19 protein-coding genes are annotated in these 21842 nt (G+C 42.7%); 9 read left to right on the top strand and 10 right to left on the bottom strand.

The annotated features are described in order from the left end of the window. The 3 genes from AR334_RS19625 (at position 1) to AR334_RS19610 (ending at position 3728) form a co-directional block, all read left to right on the top strand. Positions 1 to 687, top strand: coding sequence for an ABC transporter permease (locus AR334_RS19625; RefSeq protein ID WP_066316012.1), 687 nt, complete (start codon positions 1 to 3; stop codon positions 685 to 687). 318 nt (positions 688 to 1005) lie between these two features. Continuing rightward, positions 1006 to 2742, top strand: a complete 1737-nt coding sequence (locus AR334_RS19620; protein ID WP_156431333.1) for a CocE/NonD family hydrolase — start codon at positions 1006 to 1008, stop codon at positions 2740 to 2742. A 470-nt stretch (positions 2743 to 3212) separates the two neighbouring features. Beyond that, positions 3213 to 3728, top strand: coding sequence for a DoxX family membrane protein (locus AR334_RS19610; protein WP_066316004.1), 516 nt, complete (start codon positions 3213 to 3215; stop codon positions 3726 to 3728). Positions 3729 to 3870: 142 nt separating this feature from the next. Here AR334_RS19610 and AR334_RS19605 read toward each other — a convergent pair whose 3' ends face one another. Next, the gene (locus AR334_RS19605; RefSeq protein WP_066315992.1) at positions 3871 to 4371 is read right to left on the bottom strand and encodes a DoxX family protein; all 501 of its coding nucleotides are present in this window, start codon (positions 4369 to 4371) and stop codon (positions 3871 to 3873) included. Positions 4372 to 4644: 273 nt separating this feature from the next. Between AR334_RS19605 and AR334_RS19600 the strand changes: the two genes are divergently transcribed. From AR334_RS19600 to AR334_RS19590, 3 genes are all read left to right on the top strand, one after another. After that, positions 4645 to 5193, top strand: coding sequence for a DUF3231 family protein (locus tag AR334_RS19600; protein WP_066315981.1), 549 nt, complete (start codon positions 4645 to 4647; stop codon positions 5191 to 5193). A gap of 930 nt (positions 5194 to 6123) precedes the next feature. Beyond that, positions 6124 to 8331 carry a beta-N-acetylglucosaminidase domain-containing protein gene (locus AR334_RS19595; protein ID WP_253701325.1) on the top strand — a complete coding sequence of 736 codons (2208 nt, stop codon included), beginning with the start codon at positions 6124 to 6126 and terminating at the stop codon, positions 8329 to 8331. A gap of 263 nt (positions 8332 to 8594) precedes the next feature. Next, entirely contained in the window at positions 8595 to 9110 is a 516-nt protein-coding gene (locus tag AR334_RS19590; protein WP_066315978.1) for a DoxX family membrane protein, read from the top strand. A 198-nt stretch (positions 9111 to 9308) separates the two neighbouring features. Here AR334_RS19590 and AR334_RS19585 read toward each other — a convergent pair whose 3' ends face one another. From AR334_RS19585 to AR334_RS19560, 6 genes are all read right to left on the bottom strand, one after another. Continuing rightward, positions 9309 to 9908, bottom strand: a complete 600-nt coding sequence (locus AR334_RS19585) for a class II aldolase/adducin family protein (protein WP_066315975.1) — start codon at positions 9906 to 9908, stop codon at positions 9309 to 9311. After that, on the bottom strand, positions 9895 to 11181 hold the full coding sequence (gene otnK, locus AR334_RS19580; RefSeq protein ID WP_066315971.1) for a 3-oxo-tetronate kinase: 1287 nt from the start codon (positions 11179 to 11181) through the stop codon (positions 9895 to 9897). Before otnK ends, AR334_RS19585 begins: the two co-directional genes overlap by 14 nt. A 52-nt stretch (positions 11182 to 11233) precedes the next feature. Beyond that, the gene (locus AR334_RS19575; RefSeq protein WP_216638034.1) at positions 11234 to 12496 is read right to left on the bottom strand and encodes a TRAP transporter large permease; all 1263 of its coding nucleotides are present in this window, start codon (positions 12494 to 12496) and stop codon (positions 11234 to 11236) included. Then, positions 12496 to 12972 carry a TRAP transporter small permease gene (locus AR334_RS19570; RefSeq protein ID WP_066315958.1) on the bottom strand — a complete coding sequence of 159 codons (477 nt, stop codon included), beginning with the start codon at positions 12970 to 12972 and terminating at the stop codon, positions 12496 to 12498. The genes AR334_RS19575 and AR334_RS19570 overlap by 1 nt, the downstream gene beginning before the upstream one ends. 71 nt (positions 12973 to 13043) lie before the next feature. After that, on the bottom strand, positions 13044 to 14072 hold the full coding sequence (locus tag AR334_RS19565; RefSeq protein WP_066315949.1) for a TRAP transporter substrate-binding protein: 1029 nt from the start codon (positions 14070 to 14072) through the stop codon (positions 13044 to 13046). A gap of 22 nt (positions 14073 to 14094) precedes the next feature. After that, positions 14095 to 15120, bottom strand: coding sequence for a zinc-binding dehydrogenase (locus tag AR334_RS19560; protein WP_066315942.1), 1026 nt, complete (start codon positions 15118 to 15120; stop codon positions 14095 to 14097). A gap of 225 nt (positions 15121 to 15345) precedes the next feature. Here AR334_RS19560 and AR334_RS19555 point away from each other — a divergent pair, with 225 nt between their 5' ends. Continuing rightward, complete coding sequence (locus AR334_RS19555; protein ID WP_066315937.1) at positions 15346 to 17124, top strand: sigma-54-dependent Fis family transcriptional regulator; 1779 nt, start codon at positions 15346 to 15348, stop codon at positions 17122 to 17124. Between the two features lie 159 nt (positions 17125 to 17283). On the opposite strand, the gene AR334_RS19550 is transcribed toward AR334_RS19555, so the two are convergent. The 3 genes from AR334_RS19550 to AR334_RS29610 form a co-directional block, all read right to left on the bottom strand. Further along, on the bottom strand, positions 17284 to 18693 hold the full coding sequence (locus tag AR334_RS19550; protein WP_066315927.1) for a hypothetical protein: 1410 nt from the start codon (positions 18691 to 18693) through the stop codon (positions 17284 to 17286). Positions 18694 to 18732: 39 nt separating this feature from the next. Then, entirely contained in the window at positions 18733 to 19605 is an 873-nt protein-coding gene (locus tag AR334_RS19545; RefSeq protein ID WP_066315923.1) for a hypothetical protein, read from the bottom strand. A 315-nt stretch (positions 19606 to 19920) separates the two neighbouring features. Next, complete coding sequence (locus tag AR334_RS29610; RefSeq protein WP_172799264.1) at positions 19921 to 20082, bottom strand: hypothetical protein; 162 nt, start codon at positions 20080 to 20082, stop codon at positions 19921 to 19923. Positions 20083 to 20512: 430 nt separating this feature from the next. On the opposite strand from AR334_RS29610, the gene AR334_RS19540 reads away from it, so the two are divergent. Both AR334_RS19540 and AR334_RS19535 read left to right on the top strand, forming a co-directional pair. After that, positions 20513 to 20962, top strand: a complete 450-nt coding sequence (locus AR334_RS19540) for a hypothetical protein (RefSeq protein ID WP_156431330.1) — start codon at positions 20513 to 20515, stop codon at positions 20960 to 20962. 55 nt (positions 20963 to 21017) lie between these two features. Continuing rightward, positions 21018 to 21797 (top strand): hypothetical protein, encoded by a 780-nt coding sequence (locus AR334_RS19535; protein ID WP_066315916.1) that lies wholly within the window; start codon positions 21018 to 21020, stop codon positions 21795 to 21797. The last annotated feature ends 45 nt before the right edge of the window (positions 21798 to 21842 follow it).

Genomic DNA, 21842 nt, shown 5'->3' with positions numbered 1-21842 from the left:
ATGGAGACGATTCAGGATCTTATTTATTATTATTCACAAAATGGGGCCTATGTCTGGCATGAGTTTTACCGGCATTTCCTAATGTCTGCCTATGGCGTCCTATTTGCTGCAATTGTCGCCATCCCGACTGGTATTGTCATTGCCCGCTATAATCGGCTGAGCACGTGGGTCATCTCGCTGGCGAATATCATCCAAACGATTCCGGCGCTGGCGATGCTGGCTGTGCTGATGCTGGTAATGGGACTTGGTACGAATACGGTTGTCTTTTCCTTATTCCTCTATTCCTTGTTGCCGATCATTAAAAACACCTATACAGGAATACGCAATGTCGACCATGCGTTACTAGAATCGGGTAAAGCGATGGGGATGACGAAGTTTCAGGTGCTGTGGATGGTCGAGCTGCCGATGTCGATGTCTGTGATTATGGCCGGACTTAGAACCGCATTGGTCATCACCATCGGGATTGCCACCATCGGAACCTTTATCGGTGCAGGCGGTTTGGGCGACATTATCCTGCGCGGCACCAATGTGACGGACGGAACAGCGATTATTCTGGCAGGCGCCATCCCTACCGCCTTGATGGCTGTACTTGCCGATGTGGTTATGGGCTGGCTGGAACGAAAGCTTTCGCCGATTAAAAAGCGAAAAGGCAGTCCGAAGAGGAATATCCAAGAACAGGTCGCTTAGGTTAGCTTGAAAGTCCATCCCGAATAGTTTGCGGATGGACTTTTGTTTATTTTCGTGTGGTAAGAGAATACATAGGCGGAGAAATTCCGGTTAACGTATCTAAAGCATGCTTAATGAGGAGAAATAAACGGAGAAATTCCGGTTAACTGCTCTAAATAAGACAAAATCCAAACATTTTTATAAGATAAGCGGAAAAACTCCCCTTATTTTTAGGAAAATATCGGTATTTCCCAATTTAAGCGGAATTCTTCCGTCTATTTTTCAAACCCTGTGAAATCAACATTGAGTTATAAAAGAAATACGGAAGGGGTTTTTGAATTGGCAATACATCAAATCATAGTAGAGAAAAATGTGCCTTGTGAGATGCGGGACGGGGTGACGCTGTATGGTGATGTCTATCGTCCCAATCAGGAGGGGAAGTTTCCGGTGCTGCTGACGCGGCTGCCTTATAATAAGGATTTGCCGTTTTATTCGCATCGTTATCTTGATACGAATCGTCTTGTCGGGCATGGCTATGTCGTGATTATTCAGGATGTCAGGGGCCGATTTCATTCCGAAGGCGAGTTCTATCCATTTTTACATGAAGCCGAGGATGGCTGCGATACGGTCGAGTGGGCCGCAGCGCTGCCTTACTCCAATGGGAAAGTAGGAATGTTCGGCCTGTCTTACTATGGGTACACGCAATTGCTGGCTGCCACGGAGCAGCCGCCACATTTGAAGGCGATTGTCCCGGCTATGACGTTAAATGATTGGCGGAATAATTCGCTGGATGGCGGCGGGAAGTTTCTTGTGGCTTCCTCAGAAACATGGGCGCTGGAGTCGGTTGCCCCAGAGGAGTTGAAACGGAAATATGGCGATTGTGCAGAATATGCAGCGATGATGGAAAAAATGGCCGATTTCTATAACGGAATCGAGGAGTGGTATATGTACAAGCCAGTTCAGGAGTGGCCGCCCTTGAAGGAGCTCGGAGCAGCCGGTTATTTCTTTGACTTGCTGGAAGGCAAGGTGACGGAGGCAATGGGCGAGCGGATGAGCATTCTGAACAAGTACCAGCAGATTAACGTTCCTGCCTATCACATTGCCGGCTGGTATGATAATCTTTTGCCGTCTACATTAAAAAATTTTACGGAACTCCAGAAGCATGGCCAGGCGCAGCAAAGGTTAATCATCGGGCCGTGGGGCCATGGTGTTTTCAGCTCTGTGATTGGCGAACGGAATTTCGGTCTCCAAGCCTCCGGCGACTGGATTGACGGGAAAGACAATTTAACCGGCTTGCATATTCGCTGGTTTGACCATTGGTTGAAGGGTGAAGACACGGTGACGGCGGACGAAGCGCCGATTCGGCTGTTTGTGATGGGGGTCAATGAGTGGCGGGATGAGTGGGAATGGCCGTTGGCGAGAACCACGTATGTTCCTTATTATCTACATAGTGGCGGACAAGCCAATACCCGATTTGGTGACGGCACGATAAGTGTCGAGCGGCCGATAAAGGAAGAACCGGCGGATACCTTTGTTTACGATCCTGCAAATCCGGTTCCGACCAATGGAGGAGGGACCTTGTATGCCGGTGTGCAAACCATGGGCCCCAAGGACCAGCGTCAACTGGAGGAGAGGGAAGACGTATTGGTTTATACATCTGAGCCGCTGAAAGACGCTCTTGAGGTGACGGGTCCTGTCAAAGTCAAGCTATGGGCAAAAACGGATGCAGTCGATACCGACTTTACGGCGAAATTAGTGGATGTTCACCCGGATGGAACTGCTTATAATTTGACTGACGGAATTGTCCGGGCGCAATATCGGGAAGGGCAGTACCAAGGGGAATCGGTTAAGGATGAAATTTTGCCATATGAGATTGAGCTGTGGCCAACCAGCAACGTATTCCTTCCAGGTCACCGAATCCGTGTTGAAATTTCATCCAGCAACTTCCCACGCTACGACACAAACCTAAACACAGGTGAAACCATGATTACAAGCAGCCAGTATACAATCGCCCAACAAACCGTTTATCATGGGGCAGCTTATCCTTCGCATATCATGCTGCCAATCATTCAGTAGGAAGTTCAAAAGCCCGGCTAGCGGATAGAAGCTAGTCGGGCTTTTTTCAAAAATAAGCGGAAAAATTTCTCTTAATTAGAAAAAAGCACTGAAAATAGCTTCAATAGACGGAGAAACTCCGACTATTGACTCGAAAAACGTGAAAATGGGTAATTTTGCTTTGCTTAATCGGAAAACCTCCGCTTATTTTCCTCAAAAAGGGCTTGATTCTGCATTTAACCGGAAAATCTCCGTTTATTTTACTTTTGCTGGTTCCCCCTACAATTTGGAGTGCATACGAATTTTCTACCAAATGGCAGTTTTTTTCGAAAAACGTTATTTGGCAGGCTGTTCAAATTTTTGTCAAACCATTATTAACACTTTGTGAACTTAACACTATGACTATGTTAAAAATAGGGAAAATCAAATATATTGTAAATGTAAGGAGCAAACATTAATACGGAGCAAGAAAATATAAGGGGGAAACAAAAATGTTTAACAAATTTTTAAGAGAAAATAAGATTTCAGCTGCCATTCTATTAGTCATTCGTTTATATCTTGGATACTCTTGGTTTACAGCAGGTTTTCATAAAATCACTGGCGGGTTCGATGCTTCTGGCTTCCTAAAGGGAGTAACCGCTAATCCCGTAAAAGGTCCTGACGGTGCCGTGGTTTACGGCTGGTATGTAGAATTCCTAAAAGGCTTCGCGCTTCCAAATGTAGATATTTTTAACGTCATCGTTCCTTGGGGCGAAACACTTATCGGTTTAGGTTTACTGTTAGGTTGTTTAACTACAGCGGCCATGTTCTTCGGCTTAGTAATGAACTTCTCTTTCTTCCTAGCCGGTACCGTATCTCATAACCCAACAGACATCTTCTTAGGCTTCATCATCTTGGCAGCAGGCTACAACGCCGGCCGTTACGGTTTAGACCGCTGGGTGATTCCGTTCATTCGCAAGACAGCAAAAGTAAACACTGACAACGATACATCTAGAACAACCGCATAAATTAGAGGCCAGGGGGACATCAATTCTCCTGGCTTTTTACTTTTCGTGATGTACTTGTTATTAGTAGGAACACGCGGCTAACAGGGAGGCAAAGAGCAGATAAAAGGGAGAAGAGGATGCCCTCCAGCATCCTCTTTAAAGACTATATTTTATCAGTTGATACCTCTCTGCCTTCTCTGTTTAGCAGACGTCGATTGATAAAGTAATCCAATCCAAATCGGCCAGCATTATAGCCTGCGACCATAATCAAGATCCCCATTAAGATATCTGTGGGGTTGTGCGAAATGGTGCCAGATATTAAGAAGCTGAAATTCATCACGACGCCAAAAAATGCGGCCGCCGGAGTCAAGCACCCTAGAATGAGCCCTAATCCAACCAGGAATTCTCCCCAAGGAATTAAGGTATTAAAGATCCCGGCATTTGGTATGGCGAAGCTTTCGAGAAAAGATGTCCACCAGCCATAAACGACTCCCTCTGGGCCTTTTACTGGATTTGCCACGGCGCCTTTTAAAAAACCGCTTGCGTCAAATCCGCCAGAAAGTTTTCCCCATCCGCTCGTAAGCCAACTATATCCCAAATACAAACGTATTAATAATAACAAGCCAGCAGCTGTTATGCTTTCCCTTAGAAATTTAACAATCATGATTGTTCAACTCCCCTTTTTTAAAATCTAATTTTTATTCTGTGCTTAATAGCGATTTCTATGTAGGTTATTTGATTAGCGTCAACAGTATACACGGGTCAAAGCCTGCACTAATCTTTTTGTGGGAACAGGAGATGAAGCAGGACTCAGGAGGCGAAAGGTTTGTATTATTTTTTGCGGTCATGGTAGCAGGGGCGGCTAACGCGAGGAATGCTTAATATTTCTCCCTTTTTTGGTAAAAATAATATCAAATTACTCGAAAAGAGGGATCTTATGGGGAATGTACTTGAAACCATAACTGCCATCTTCAAGGACTTTGTGGATGAAGAGCCGAAACCTCACCTGCATGTTGGAGAAGTTATGGCCCTGTGGACGGCATATACAGCGTTTCACGAGGCCCACATGCTATATCAAATATGTTTGAATTCAACAGGTGATAAGGATTTAAAACATGCAATAACAGCTGCCTATAGTTCAAGTAAACAGGATACAAAGAAAATTGAAGAATTTCTAAAAAAAGAAGGAGTGTCGATGCCTTCGGTCAGCTCTCCAAAGCCTAATTCGAATCCTGATTCAATTCCGGAGGGAGTTCGATTAACAGAGAAGGAACTGGCCAATTTGATATCGGTGAAAATCGCTACTTCTATCAGCTTTTGTGCTCAAGCAGCAAGCCAATCCGTTCGTACCGATGTGGGACTCCTATTTTTTGAAATACAAGTCCATCTGATGGAATACATGGCCCAACTTAAACGGGTGATGAAAAACCGTGGTTGGCTAAACATCCCGCCGAGCTACATCCCGCCAGGAATTCCAGAAAGCTAAGGAAGCAGGGGAAGGTTTTCTACTTCCTATGTGTTCGGAGGTCTAAAGGCCTTCTTTACCTATAAGGTTTCCGTAACTGAAAAGGGAAATTGGCATTTTTCGCAGCGAAAAATAAATAAAAATCGCAAGATAGTTAGGTTCGGGCCTAAACTAACTAAACGTTTGATTAGACGACAAGATATTCAGCAGTTAATAGTTAGAAAACTAACTATATCAATCTTTAATCAAATATTAATTAAACGTTTAATTGGGGGAGCCAGGAGTGGATGGTGTCGGAATTTGATAGATCGAAGGGTTTGAGTTGGAACGGCCAAAAAGGGGAAGCCGTAATATGCTAACATTCATCAAATTTTCCGCTCGTAAAAAGGCAAAAATGTTGAATTGCCAACGTTTATAACCAATTCACTTAATCGTTTGTCTGACTGACAAGGATTTTTTACATACCGTAAGGATGAACCCTTTAGTAACAAGCATTTGCCGTGTTTATTCAAACGTCCGATTAGGTTGGGTTAGCGCAACATTTTAGCGAAAACCATCGAACATTTGTCGTTGAGAAGCAATCCCCCACCGTGTGGGCGTATCTCATACTGCTGCTTATATTACTCGTGAGCCGAAAGGACTGTTTCCATGTACTGGGAAACACTGCTTTCGGCACGTTATTTTTATATGACCTGATGCTATAATGGCGGTAATAGCTTACATAGGCATCACATGTTACTGACCCGATCAGGCATGGTGATAAATGAAGAGGACTCTTTTAAAAAGCCTCTTTATCTATCGCCATGCCTTTTTTATGTGTAAAAATCATCTACGAACTAGCAAATCCTACGGTTCTGGAACCGCCGCAACCGGGGAGGTTTCAGTGGAAATTGGTTGATAGAAATATTTTCAGATAGATTTATCAACAACTAGCAAACAAAGGAGGAGTTAATGGGGATGGTTTTTTTCAAAAGGGTACTGTTGATTTGTTTTACGGTTATGCTGTGCCTGCCACTGGCGCTGCCAACTGGAACAGGCCAGGTTTCAGCTGCAAAGGCAGAAAGTCCATGGAAGTTGGCGATTAACCCGGTACCGCAGGAGCTAAAGGTGAATAACGACGGGTTTCCGCTGACGCCAGTAGTAGGGATCGTGGCCGGAAAGGACACCGATGAGCAAGCGATTAACGAAGTGGTTCTGGCACTTGAAGCGGCGGAGGTAGAGCGGATTGAGTGGTTCAATCCGGGTGAGAAGGCGAATACCCCTGTTACAATTTGGATTGGCGGACCTGCGGAAAATCCGGATTCTGCATCTGTATTAAAGAGGCTTGGGATTGATGGGCCGCAAGCGTTGAAGGATGATGGGTACGTGCTTGCATCGTCTCAAAAAGGGAAGAAGCAAATTGTTCTAGCCGGAAAAGACAAGACAGGAACGTATTATGCAGCGAAAACGTTGAAACAAATCATCCAGGCCAGGGAAGGCAGAGACTGGATTCCAGAGGTAGAGATCCGTGACTGGCCGGAAATGCCGATTCGCGGATCGATTGAGGGTTTTTACGGACCGCCATGGACACATGAGGACAGATTAAACCAGTTGGATTTCTATGGGGACAATAAGCTGAATACATATATTTACGCACCGAAGGATGACCCCTACCATCGGGAACATTGGCGCGAGCCCTACCCGGACCATGAATTGGCCAGAATTAAGGAACTGATTGACAGAGCCAAGGCAAATCATGTGAAATTTACTTTCTCCCTGTCTCCGGGTCAATCAATCTGCTATTCTGGCGAGCAGGATTTTGAACTGTTGAAGACAAAGATGGAAAAAATGTGGGAGTTGGGTGTCACCTCCTATGCGATTTTCCTAGATGACATCAATAAGACGCTATACTGCGAACAGGATCGAAGCAAATTTGGCGGCGATCAGGACCCGATTGCCGCTGCTCACGCGCATTTGCTCAATCGTTTTACTGAAGAATTTATCCAAACCCATCAAGGAGCAGAGCGGTTGATAACCGTACCGACTGATTATGCCGGCAATCAAACGAACTCCTACCGCGAGCGCTTTGCTGAGCTGCTCGATAAGGACACAATCGTGATGTGGACAGGTCCCGATGTGGTTTCCGCGCATGTTACCGCAGAAGGTACCCAGGAGGTTCGGGATATTTTTCAACATGATTTATTATTATGGGATAACTACCCGGTCAATGATTTTGAACGGAATCGACTCTTCCTCGGTCCACTCGAAAATCGGGCTCCGGATTTGACGGCGCACGGAATGGTCGGCTTGACAGCGAATCCAATGAATGAAGCCGAGGCATCAAAAATTCCATTATTTACGATCGCCGATTACTCCTGGAATCCTGCTGACTATCATCCATTGGATTCTTGGGAGCGCAGTATTCAGTCGTTTGGCGGCGAGGCCGCAGGCGCATTGCGTACTTTTGCAGAGAATTCTGTTTCATCCACGCTTTCCGGGAAAGATTCTTTGACGCTGACACCTTTGATTGAGGCGTTCTGGAAGGCGTACGGGACAGATGGTATGGAAGATGCGGCGAACAAGCTTTTGAAGGAATTTGAGAAGTTGCAGAAAGCTCCGGAGCAGCTGAGGGAGCAGCTTAATAATCAAAAGTTTTTAACCGAAACAGAGCCTTATTTGGAAAAAATTGAACTATACGGAGCGGCCGGCCAACTGGCAGTGAAAGCCTCTGTAGCGGAAAAGTTAGCTGATACGGCGGCAGCCGCGCAGTACAGAGAGCAATTAAAGACGATGCTGCAAAGTATTGATGCCATCCCGCAAAAAATTGGAGAAACCGCGCTGCGGCCATTCCTTGTCCAAGGAATCTGGGGCCAGAATGTGAAGTCAAGAAAGCTGGACGGCACCAACAAAACTCGCGGGGCCGATCAACTGATCCTGTTTACTCCTGACCGCGGAGCAACCACCCGAACCAATGAATACGGCTATGAAGTAACGGTTGTCGATGGCATTGTCGTAAAACGAGGCGGCAACAATTCCGCCATCCCTGCAAACGGCTATGTCCTCAGCATTCACAACAGCAACTGGATGGAACGAAACTGGCTTGATGTTAACGCCGTCCTCGGCGCCAAGGTTCTGATTGAAAATGGGCAGGTGCTGATTACGCCGCCTGCTAAACAGTGATCAAGGTGACGTTCTTTAACTAGGGAGTTTAGTACGTAAAAAAGCCCGACTAGCGGATGGAGCTGGTCGGGCATTGTGTTTTAATCAGCATTTAGTATTTGGAAAACTGCCATTTGGTTACCTGTTCAAATATTTGTCAAACCATTATTAACACTTTGTGAACTTAACACTATGACTATGTTAATAACAGGGGGAATGCTATATATTGTAAATGTAAGGAGCAAACATTAATACGGAGCAACAAAAATAAGGGGGAAACAAAAATGTTTAACAAATTTTTAAGAGAAAATAAGATTTCAGCTGCACTATTACTAGTGATTCGTTTATATCTAGGTTATTCTTGGTTCACAGCAGGTTTTCATAAAATCACTGGCGGGTTCGACGCTTCCGGATTCTTAAAAGGAGTAACCGCTAATCCTGTAAAAGGTCCTGATGGCGCCGTCGTTTATGGCTGGTATGTAGAATTCCTTAAAGGCTTCGCACTTCCAAATGTAGATATCTTTAACGTAATCGTTCCTTGGGGCGAAACATTAATCGGCTTAGGTCTACTATTGGGTTGCTTGACTACAGCGGCCATGTTCTTCGGTCTAGTGATGAACTTCTCGTTCTTTCTAGCTGGAACGGTATCTCATAACCCAACAGACATTTTCTTAGGTTTCATTATCCTAGCTGCAGGTTACAACGCCGGCCGCTACGGTTTAGACCGCTGGGTGATTCCGTTCATCCGCAAGACTACTAAATTAAACACTGACAAAGATGCATCTAGAACAACCGCATAAATTAGAGGCCAGGGGACAGAGTTCTCCTGGCTTTTTAGTTTTCGTTATAGTATGAACATGCGAAAATTCGGTGGCACAAATAAAAAAGGAAAAATCGCAAATAAACTGGAGCAAATCGCAAATAAAAGTGGAAAAACTGCAAATTAAATTTAAAATCCTATGACCATTAATGAGATCATAGGATTTTTAAAGGTTTATTTAGTCAATAAGCAATGCATTTTTCTCATTTCGAAGTTCCCATGCGATTCTTGTACTTTCTTCCAGCTCTTCCAAACAGTGAAACGCAGACATTAAGTCTTTGTCGCCGATGACTGGGCCGTGGTTCTGCAAGATGTATCCGTCACTGTCATGGATACGCTCTGCAAAGAAGTCAAATAACTGCTGGGAGCCTGGGTTTCCGTATGGAATTAACCCGATGGTTCCGACTTTCATACGTAAATAAGGTGTGTAGTTCGGAACGATGTCTTTTTCGTTCTTATGTTTTAAGCAGGACCATAGCGTCGAGTAAAAACTATGGGTATGAAGCACTGCTTGAATGCTTTTGCTTTTTTCATAAAGGGTTTTATGCAGCGGCAGTTCCTTGCTTGGCTTAATGCCGCTTACGTGTTCGCCGTCCATCGTTGTCACGGAGAAATCCTCTGCCGTTAATGTGCCAAAGCAGGTCCCGCTGCCGGTGATATAAATATGACCTTCATGAAGAAAACTGAGATTGGCGGACGATCCGGTTGCTTTATTTCGGTCAAATAAGGTTTTAGCAATCCAGATCGCCTCTTTGAATTTGGACTCAAGGCTTGACATACAAATCCCCCTTGGTCATGTCGACTGCTCTCATAAAGAAGTCTTTTTGACCAAAATTACCTGATTTGAGAACTAATCGAACATTTTTATTTTCCATCGGTACCATGATCGGTACACCTGGAGCAATACTTTCACCGATAATATAAGCATCGTAGCCTAATATTTTTGTCACAGCACCTGATGTTTCACCGCCGGCGACAATGATGCGGTTGAAACCGCTCTCGACCGCTTTTTTTGCAAGATAAGCAGTCGTTTGCTCAAGTAACTCCGATACCTTTTCCACACCGGCTCTTTGGGCTTCTTTCACGCTGTCTGGTTTGTCGGAGCTATAAACCAAAACTGCTTCTGCGTTACATGCTTCAATTTGTTTCCAGAGCTTTTCTTTTGTTTGCTTGCCATTGATTAATTCTAATGGGTCGATTCGGAAATGCGTGTCATGATTGCTTTTAAACTCTTCGATTTGCTGAAGAGTTGCTGCCGAGCAGCTTCCTGCTAAAATGATTGCTTTTCCGTTTGTGGAACTTGCCACATAATCAGATTTTGAATTGTTTTCACTGATATATTTCCGTCCGAGTTCTTCCATCAAGCCAGAACCACCGGTCAAAAGTGGCAGATCGCCAAACAGCTCGACAATTTTAACAGCATGCTTTTCCTCGATATAATCCGGAATGATATAAAAATGCTCTTTGTTCTGGCCGAACTCTTCAATGATTTTTAGAATCTCTTCATTACTCAATTCCAGGAGCTCATGGTTAATTTTAAGGCTTTGATACTTGCCTTGAGGCTCCATTAGGTTCGCCAAATCAGAATCCCACATCGGGGTTAATGGGTGGAACCTCATATGTGTTTCATGTAAAGGCACACCATTCACAATCAAATGGCCGTCCTTCACGATTCTTCCATTGACAGGAAGGGCAGGGGCGAGAATCGTATAGTTAATTCCGTACTTTTCTAACACACTATCAATAATTGGGCCGATATTTCCTACTTTGGTAGAATCGAAGGTTGAACAATACTTGACGAAAAATTGCTTGGCGCCATTTTGTTTCAGCCACTGGAAAGCAGCCAATGACTCAGAAACGGCTTTTGAAGTTTCTTCTGTTCTTGTCTTTAGTGCAACCACGATGGCCATATCTTCTTTTAAGTCCTCAATCGGAGCTTTTGGAACGCCATTAAACAGAAGTGTTTTAATGCCCTGTTTGACTAAGAAGGAGGCTGCGTCGCTGGCGCCGGAAAAATCATCTGCTACAATACCTAAAAGAATCTTACTCATTTTTCAACTATTCCTTTCGCTGGATAATTTGAACACCGTGCTGTATAGAAAACTATTTAATGACCATCGTTGTTATGGCTGGCACATAGGTGATTAATAGCAATACGGCAATCATGATTAGCCAGAATGGAATGAGCTTTTTCGAAAGCTGCAGAATTGGCACTCCCGAAATATTACTTGCCACGTACATCGATGTCCCTACAGGAGGCGTTAATAAACCGATGGTCAGGTTAATGACCATGATGAGGCCAAACTGTACCGGGTCGACTCCTAAATTGGTGGCAACCGGTGCAAGGATTGGAGCCAATAGCATGATAGCCGGACCGCTGTCCAGGAACATTCCAACAACCAACAGTATCAGGTTAATAATAAGCAATAACAGGATTTTATTTTCCGTAATTCCTAATAGAGCTGACGTAATATGCTGCGGTATTTGTTGGCTTGCTAGCAGCCAGCTAAATAGGGAAGTGGCAGCGATAATTGTCGAAATAACCGCTGTACTGATCGCAGCCTCAAAGCAAATTTTTGGCAAGTCTTTTAATTTAATTTCTTTATAAATGAACATGCTTATAATCAGGGCGTAGGCTGAGATGATCGCTCCGCCTTCAGTTGCCGTAAACGCACCGCCTTTAATGCCGACGATAATAATGACTGGCATCGCCAAAGCCCAGAATGCCGATTTGAAACTGGTCCAAATCCCTTTTGCGGATACAGTTCCTTCATTAGGGTAGTTGTTCTTCTTAGCCACGTAATAAGAGTATAAGAAAAATCCGCCGCCCATCAGTAGTCCCGGGATAATCCCGGCCATGAATAAGTCTCCGATAGAAGCCTGAGTCGTTACCCCATATATAATTAACGCGATACTTGGGGGAATAATCAGGGCGATACTGCCTGATGCCGCAACAAGCGCAGCAGAAAAACCTACATCATATTTTCTCTTTTTCATTTCTGGAATCATGACCGAAGCCAATGCTGCAGTGTCCGCTACCCCAGAACCAGAAATACCTCCCATGATGACACCGGTTACAGCTACTACATGGGCTAATGCTCCTCTAATGCTCCCAACAATGGATAGAGCGAAGTCGATAATCCTTCTTGTTATGCCGCCATGACCCATAATGGAGCCGGCCAGCATGAATAACGGGATGGCCATCAATGGAAACGAGTTTAACGCCGAGAAAAACCGTTGGCTCAAGAGGATCGGTGGAAGGTCAGCTTGAAAAATCGCACCGATGGATGATAGAGATAAAACAAAGCCAATGGGAACGCCAAGAATCAGGAATAGGATAAACAGTCCGAATAATATCGCAGCCATTATACGGTATCCTCCTTTCTTTGGAACATTTGAACTGTTTCGCTAATGACAAAGTAGACTAAAATGATTCCTGAGATTGGAATGACAATGTAGACTAAATTCATTGGCAAATTTAAAGATGGGCTTGTCTGTCTTGCCCCTAATTCCACGAGCAGAAAGCCGCTATAGGTAAAAAGAATTCCAAATATACTAACAAGTGCATTATTAATAGCCAAAAGGACTTTCTTGCTGACCCCTTTTAGTTTCGTCACTAACAGATCCAATGCGATATGGGAGCCTTTATTAATTCCTACTGCCATTCCAAGGAAGGAAATCCATACGAATGTAAATCTTCCTAACTCTTCAGACCAAGTTAGCGGGCTGCCGAGAATGTATCTGGATAAAACCTGAGCTGTAATGACGACTGCCATGAGTCCCATCAAGCTGGCACAAAGAACATATATCACTTTCACGATGATATTATCTAACTTCTTCACACATACCCCTCCTTCATCATGATGGAAATTTGAGGGGAGTAAAGATAACCTTCACTCCCACTCGTTTTGGTTTATTTTTTAATAGCATCTAAGATTTGATTGTATAAATCTAGATCAATCGTTTTGGCAAACTCTTTATGAGCTTTTTTGGCAGCTGTGGCAAATTCTTTTGTATCTGGAGTTGTTACCTTCAGGCCTTCGCTCTTCATTGTTTCAAGTAGTTTTGTAGTTTCATCTTTGACCAATTTATTTTCGTAATCAGTTGCAACTTTAGCTGCTTCAGTGATCACTTTTTGCTGATCTTCAGAAAGCTTGCCCCATGCCATTTCGCTCATGGAAAGTGTTACATATTCATATTTATGTGCAGTCAGCGCTAAATTCTTTTGAACTTCTTGGATTCTGCCGCCATAGATAAATGGAATCGGGTTTTCTTGAGCTTCGATAACGTTTTGCTCAAGGCCGGTATACACTTCATTCCATGCCATTGTTGTCGGGGAAGCGCCCATTGCTTTCCAAGTTACTTCCATTGCTTTGATTTCAGGAATTCTGATTTTCAACCCTTTAATATCTTCTAAGCTATTAATCGGTTTGTTGGATGTTACGTGTCTTGGACCGCGATCCCAGAAGTTCAGGATTCGGATATCAGCTGCATTCAATACGCGATCGCTAATCTCTTTGCCGACTTTGCCATGGATAACTTTGTTGTACTCTTCTTCGCTGTTAAAAAGATAAGGCAATTCCAATAATTGAATCGATGGTTCGAAGTTTCCAAGTACCCCTGCGATTAATGCAAAGTCAAGTGTCCCCACCTGAAGGCCTTCTGCCATATCACGGTCTCCGCCTAAAGTAGAGTTTGGATATACTTCAATTTTGATAGAGCCGTTTGACTTCTTTTCTACTTCTTCTTTAAACTTTAGAGCTCCTTTATGCCAAAGGTCGTTCTCTGATTGGATGTGGCCAAGCTTTAATACAACAGCCTCGCCTTTTGCGTCCGCTTTTTTGCCTGCATCCGCTTTCTCGCTGCCGGAACCGGAGCATCCTGCAAGGACAGTGGAGATCATCAATACAAATAATAATAGTGCCGATAATTTTTTCTTCATATAATTACTTACCCCCTATGTTTTATTTGCTAACTTCGACGATTATTTTGACAACATTTTCTTTCTTTTCATTTAAAATATCCAATGCTTGTTGAGATTCATCTAATGGAAGCCTTTGAGTGACAAAGTCGCTTAAGTCAAGGCCGTTCATGATCATTTCGTTTGCTTTGGCGAAATCTTTTGTTTCATAGGTCATTGCACCGAAAAGAGTAATCTCATTGAATACAAAATTGTAGGTGTGTACTGGGATTTCCTCTGTAATCATGGCAACGATGCCCACTTCGCCTCTTTTTCTTACCATAGAGGAGGCTTGGTCAACAATCACCTTTGCGTCTGCTGTTACGATGGCGACATCGACTCCGCGTCCGTTTGTAAATTCTCTAACCTTTGCCACCACATCTTCTTTCAATGGGTTAAGTGCGAGTGTTGCACCCTGCTTTTTGGCCATTTCAAGGTTAAATTCCTGTGTATCTGTACAAATGATATTTTTATAGCCGGCTTCCCTTGCTGCCACTAATGTCAGCAAGCCAATTGTGCCTGAACCTAAGATCGCGATGCTGTCCTTTTCTTTTACGGTTACACGGTCAAGAGCATGCACCGCAACTGCAAGCGGTTCAACCAATGTTCCCATTTCGTAGCTGATATTTTCTTCGATTTTATAAACTGCCTTTTCTGGGGCATTAAAGTACTCCGCAAAGGTTCCGATCCAACCTGGCGTTCCAGGGGCCTTTTTGTTGGTACAAATATTGACTAAGCCTCGAATGCAAAATTCACACTCGCCACAGCCGACATGCGGTTCAACCGTTACCCGGTCACCTACTTTGAATTTTGTCACGTTGTGTCCAATTTCTACAACTTCTCCTGCAATCTCGTGCCCTAAAATGACAGGCGGTTTTCTAAAGGCGTGGGTTCCCTTGAATAAATGAAGATCCGATCCGCATACCCCAACTGTTTTTACCTTGATTAGCACTTCGTCATCCTTGATAGCAGGGACATCGATATCTCTGATTTCTACTTTATTTTTGTCAACAACAAAAGCTGCTTTCATCTTTCTCCCCCCGAATTGTTTTGTAAGTAACTGTTTCACAAAAATAATAATAGTATTGTATAAAAGCGTTTACAACACAAAACTGTCACAATTATGTTTAATTTTGAAACACTTTTTTAGAAAACTATATTTTTTAAGATTTTTTTAAAAAATATGTTTCTAAATAGAACATATTTGAAAAGGTGTGATAGAATTGTTTTAAATTGGTACCTTGAGGTTGAGAAAATGGATACGTTAAAAATATTAGCTGTTGCACCTTATAATGGATTAAAAGATTTAATTAATGAAGTAGCAAAAGAAAGAAACGATCTTGTAGTAGACACTGTTGAGGCAGATATGCTAGAGGGTGTCGAGGTGGTAAAGGCCCTTAAAGACAAGGGTTACGATGCCATCATTTCCCGTGCTGGGACAGCAGAACTGATTCGAACTGTAACCGATCTTCCGGTCATCGATATTAAGCTATCTATTATTGATATGTTAATGGCCATTAAGCTTGCGCAAAATTATGTCGGAAGGTTTGTCATTGTCGGTTATAAAAGTATTACTGACACCGCGAACATTATCTGTCAAATGAATGGGGATTATGTGGAAATCAAGACTATTACTGATATCTCTGAAATTCAAGATTGTTTAACGGAGTTAAAGGAATTGGGAGTCAGTTTGATTGTCGGCGACGTTGTCACCATTAATCATGCCAAGAAGCTTGGCCTTAATACGATCCTTGTCACGTCTGGAAGGGAGAGTGTGACCAGTGCATTTGATGAAGTGATTAAATTGCACAAGCTTATTAGGAAAATGGAACATAAAAACATGTTGATGAAAAAAATCATTGAGGATTCCAACGTATCAGTCATTACCTTTAATGCGAATAAAAAAGTTGTTTATTCCAATATTCCGGAAAATATAGATGATTATCACGCAATCATTAAAGAAATTGAAAATCTGTCAGACACTCTATTGAAAAAGAAGGGGTTTAAAGTTCTCAAAAAATTTGATAAAAGCGTAGTAAACATCAAAGGGGAATTGCAAACTTTCGACGATTCGACTTATCTGACCTTTTATGTTGAAAACCAAAAATCAGCCTTCAAGCCACTCGATAAAGCAATTGTTTTAAAAAATATTACAGATACCGCACATGTTAATTTCGAAACGTTTTTTACATCAAGCGAATTGGTTAGAAATGTGATTGAGGATGCGAAGGCCTATTCCATGACACGATCTCCGATTATTATTTTTGGAGAGAAGGGGACAGGTAAAGATACTTTGGCTCATGCTATTTTTCAGCATAGTCATTTAAACCATAATCCTTTTATTGTCATTGATGCGAAGTATATGAATGAACAGAAATGGACTTATCTTTTTGAATCTGAGAAGTCCGAATTTGCAGGTGCTGATTTTACTATTTACATCAAAAATTTGCATTTAATGGATGATGCCTATCAAGGGCTTCTTGAGTCTTATTTCCTTCAAACGAAGGTTCATAAGAGAAATCGATTTATTTTTTCGTTAATCGGCGTCCAGTCTAAATTATTTGAGCAGGGTTCTTTTTTCGATTTTTTGAAAAATAAGCTGAATGCATTTCCTATTCACATGCCTAATTTAAATCAGAGAAAAGAGGATATTCCAAGTCTCGCAAGTCTTTTTCTAGGGGACCTAATCCTTAAGTACGGGAAGCAGGTAATTGGTTTGGACCATCATGCCATAAAGCTGCTTCAGGACTTTCAATGGTCGAATAATATTGATCAATTAAAAAGGGTGATGGAAGAGCTAATTATCCTGACTGATTCCTATTATATAAACGCTGAAACCGTGCAGAAAGTTCTCGCAAATGAACATACACCCAATTTCCATCATGCTTTGAATTCCATTGATTTAAATAAGACTCTTGATGAAATTAACAGGGATATCATTAATCAGGTATTATCTGAAGAAAATTACAACCAATCCAAAGCAGCAGAGAGACTGGGGATCAGTAGAAGTACACTCTGGAGGAAGATAAAATAGGGGCCGAGGGAAACAGAGTCAAGAGAGCGTAGTATCTGCTTCTGGCATATGTGAATATGAGGTTTTACCCGTGAAAATGCCCGACTAGCAGAAGAGAGCTAGTCGGGCATTGCTTGTATTTAAGGAATTAGCCAGTAGCTTTTTCCCGAAAGATACAAATTATTCAACTTCAACAGTTGTAGCTTCAACAGCTGCTTCGTCAGTTGTTTCTTCATTTACAACAACTGCATCCGTGTCTTCTACAGTAACAGCTTGTACAGCTGAATTGGGAGCAGCGACAGCTTTTGCTTGTGCGCTAGCTTTTACGCTTGCTTGTGCTTTAGCTTTGTTTGCTACGGATGGGTTTACTGTTTCCGTAATAACTGTTGCTTCTTCAGTTACTTCTGCAGTTTCATCAGTAACGACTTCAGTTTCTGCCTCAACTGCTTCTTCAGTTTCTGCTTCAACAGTCACATCTTCTGCAACAACCGCTTCTGCTTCTTCCACGGCGTCAGTTGTTTCTTCAGTTGCATCAGCTGTTGCTTCTTCGGTGGCTTCAGTTGTTACAACTGCTTCATCGCCTTCTACTACAGTTTCAGTGGATTCCTCAGCAACAACCTCGGTAGTGTCCTCTTCTGTAGCATCCGCGGATTCCTCGGTAACAACCTCGGCAGTGTCTTCTTCTGTAGCATCAGTAGATTCTTCCGCCACAACCTCAGTAGTGTCTTCCACAGTCACTTCAGTAGCTACTTCAACTTCCTCTTCAGAGACAACTTCATCAGAAACTTCTCCAGAAGCATGGACGGCTGCATTTGCATTCGCATGAGCTTTAGCCGTATCACTTGCATGTTCGTAAGCTTGTGAGTTGATTTTGTTTGCAACTGAAGGATTTACCTTCGGTTCAGGATCTTTTTCTGTCTCATCTTCGTCTTCGTCTGAATCATCATCATCTTCATTTTTCGAGTTTACGATTCCTTTATGCTCATCAACGACATTCTTTGAATCAGAATTTTCTCCGGCATCTTCGGTATCCTCTGTAGTGGCTTCAGCATCATCTTCTGTCGCTTTCGAATCCTCACTAAGAGCGTCTTCAGCTTCCACTTCAACTTCCGTACCTTGCTCTTCTACAGTAACTTCCGTATTGACGTCAACGTTCTCCTCTACTGTAGGTTCTTGTTCCGGAGCTTCCTCAATGACCGGCTCTTCAACAACAGGCTCTTGCACCGGAGCTTCCTCAATGACTGGCTCTTCAGCAACAGGTTCTTCTACCGGTACCTCTGGTGCCGTCGTTTCTTCTGTTGCCGCTTCTCCTAATTTGCCAATCTTGCCGAGTACGGCTGAGTTTGGATTAGCATGCTTTTTTGCCGTTTCACTGGCACTTACACTCGCTTGAGATTTGGCTGCTAGTCCAGGATGCTGCTTCCCATTCCCGTTAACTTTCACTTTCTGCTCAATTTTTACTTGAACGTTGTGTCCCTTATCAGGTCCAGACGCCTCGGTAAAATGTGCTCCGGCAAAAACGCCAAACGACACTGCTCCAGCCAATACAAAAGATTTCATAATTTTATTAGTGTTTAAATAATGTTTCATGATCAAGTTCGCTCCTTTAATATTCGTATTCCGTGGCATTTAGCTTCGGTTAACGGTTTTTAAAAAAGGAGCTGCTTGCGGTGGTGGTGAAGGCGGGGCGTTCACCCATTGAGTATTCAGTAATGCATAGCGAGACAGGAATGGCTGGACAAGTCTCAATTCAAAGTACTTATTCCACTCAAACCACTTATCTACCAAACTAGTCGTTCCGATTCCCGTGATCACTCGGTCATTTGCTGAGCCGCCGGTATTGGTTGAACGTTGTGTCGGGTTCGTGTTCATGGCCTGCTCAACAGGAGGCGGCTGTTTTTCCTTACTGGAAGGAACCTTGTCCTCTTCTGCCGGAACTGGCGAAGGTTGTTGTATGCTCGTCTCGTCTTTACTAATAGAAATGTTTGGCTCTTCCTGTTGAGGCTGAAGTTTCGTCGCTTTGACTTTAACCTTAGCCTCATGAACAGGGGGATCAGCCACATCATTTAGTTGTTGCGGTTCCATCACGCTGTCCTTTTCCTCGACAGCGGCCTGTTTCTCCGGGCCTTGCGGATTTCCGGCTTGTTTTTTGTCTGACAAACCATATCCGTTCCCATTGGCCTGCGCCGGCAAAGCTTTTACTGTTTCATTGACAGCTTGATTGGCAACGGCCTTTTTAGGAGCGGCATTGGAAGGAACATGTTTAACTGCCTTTGCTTGTTCAGGCAACGATACCGTTTTTTCTACTGGTTTAGGACTTTCAACATTTACAGGAACCTTAGCTTGTGCAGCTGGGTTCTTCTTTGCTTCGGAAGGTTGTACCATGACCTTATTGGAATGTAACCGTCCATTTTGATCGCTCTTCTCAGCTAAGGCATTTCCTGGCAAAAATAGGGCGGCGCCCATCATAAGTGCTGGTATAAGAAAATGACGGAAGTGCATTGTCTCACCCCCTTTCCTCTTAACGACATTTTCATTGACAGGATTCGAGGTAAATATACACTTTTTGTCGTTTTTCTTCGTAATCTGCAAGAAACGAATCTTTTCTCCTACGAGAATGGTTCGATTTTCCTGCATGAAAAGAGGGCATAAGTGGTTACAGGGTTCCGTTTCCTATCGCAAAAACCCGAAAATGTATCTGTTTTGCAATAAAAATAAAAAGAGCTCAGTTCACCTGAGCTCTTTTTGATCCATATTAGCTAGCTTATTGAACGCTACCCGTTTCATTATAGTCCTTCACATTTTCTTTGAATCATTTTAAGGTCCAAAATAGGGTCCGAAAGGATTTTCTGGTGGATATTCCTCTAACTTATCAGCTGTTCGTTCATCTGGTGAAGTCGCTCCAGATTTTTTGTCAAAATAAATGGCTATTCCGGCTAATATAATGACAGGTGTAAATATATAAATCCAAATCATCATAACACCTCCAAACTAACCAACGGGTTACTAATATTATATCATAAATTTTACTTTTTTTACAGTATTTTCAAAAGCGGTAAACGTTACTTGAATAGGAATCAGGCTTTACCCTCGTTAAAGAAAAGCCCCCGTTCGTTAAACCAGCACTTTTTCTTCTTTTTTACCATTTACCTTTATTTTTTAATTTGTTTACTTCTGTAGTAGATAATTATTGTTCTTTTCATTTTCGATTTATTTGTTCAATATATTTAACGACTTGTTTTATATAGTGAACAAAAAACTAAGAAAAAGAGAGTAATTTAATGGTAATACGCCAAATTCCTATCATTTTACCAATACTTGCCAAAATTTGACGTTTTATATTTATATTTGAGTATAATACAATGAATTTGTAAGTTCAATATAACGAACAAGTTGGGGGAGGGGAGCGGTGAAAATGAAAAAAATCGCAGCGAGTGTTCTACTTTTATGCGTGGTAGTAGGGGCGGGAACGACATATGCGATTTCAGATGTAACTACAGCCATTTCAGCTTGGTTTCAGGCTTCTTTTTTAGAAAAAAGCAGTGAGCTGGAGACCGCTACAACGAACGAAATTAACTCTTCTCTGGAAAGGTTTTCTACTGACATTCAACATGCTGCAAAACAGGCTGAAGAGCAAATCAGGCAATTCCAAATAAAAATGACTGCTGATTCCGCAAAGTCGATGGAGGAACATCGGGGTCAATATATCCGGCAGCTCCAAGAGACAAAGGAAAATCTCAAAAAGCAAAAAGAACAAGAACTGAGGCTTTATAAGGAACAAGCAAAAGCTAGGGAAATGGCACAAATAACTCAAGATACGGAAGATATTCTAGCGGGAGTTTTGGAAGAACAAAAATGATTAAAGGAACTTATCGTGTTCTTTAATAAAAAAATGTAAAGGATGAATGTTTATTATGAAATCACTTAAAACAAAAGTCGTTACAGGTGTTGTGGCAGTGGGATTATTATCAGGTGTTGGTGCTGCATTTGCTGGTTCGAATGCTGGCGGTATTTTACAAGGTTGGTATAATGCCAAATTTAAAAATTCCTCAGATGCGATTTTATCACAGGCAACAACGGACGCGACAACCCAAATCCCGGCGGCTATGAACTCGGATTATAACGGTTTAAAAACTGCTGCCACGACCAGCATTAATGGAACAAAAACAAGTGAAATTGGAAGGGTCAGAACAGAAGTTAATAAGGCTAAAAATGAACATCTGAAGGCGTTGAAGGATAAAAAGGCGGAGATTTCAGGGTATATGGATGAACAGTTTGATGCCATTTTAGCAGAGGCCAAAACGACCATTAATGATGCAGGCGATCAAGCATTGACAAAAGCCTCCAGTGACTTAACAGCTTATACAGAAAAAGTTGGATGGGATGCTTACGTAGATATGAACTCACAATTGGCATCAGTTGAATTTGACGCGATTAGGGAATTGGAAGATGCGATTTACTATGCCAAGCAAGATTTACTTAATCAATTAGATTCCGAAAGCTCGGCAACGAAACAGGAAATTAAAGACGCGATTGATGCCAAAATTGCCGAATTACGAACGCTGATTACGGCAAAGAAGGATGAGCTGGTCCAAGCTCAACAAAGGTTCATTTCCGACGAGGCGCAAAAGCGTTTAGACCAGGCAATGGAAGACTTGAATGCTACTGTCCGTGATAATATCAATCAAAATTAAAACCATCATTAGGGTCTCGCTTCCTGTGAGGCCCTAAGGTAACCA

It is taken from the genome of Bacillus sp. FJAT-29814 (assembly GCF_001510715.1).
Lineage (GTDB): Bacteria > Bacillota > Bacilli > Bacillales > Cytobacillaceae > Neobacillus.
The sequence above is the reverse complement of the archived record's forward strand: the minus strand, read 5'-3'. Positions and strand labels throughout refer to the sequence as shown.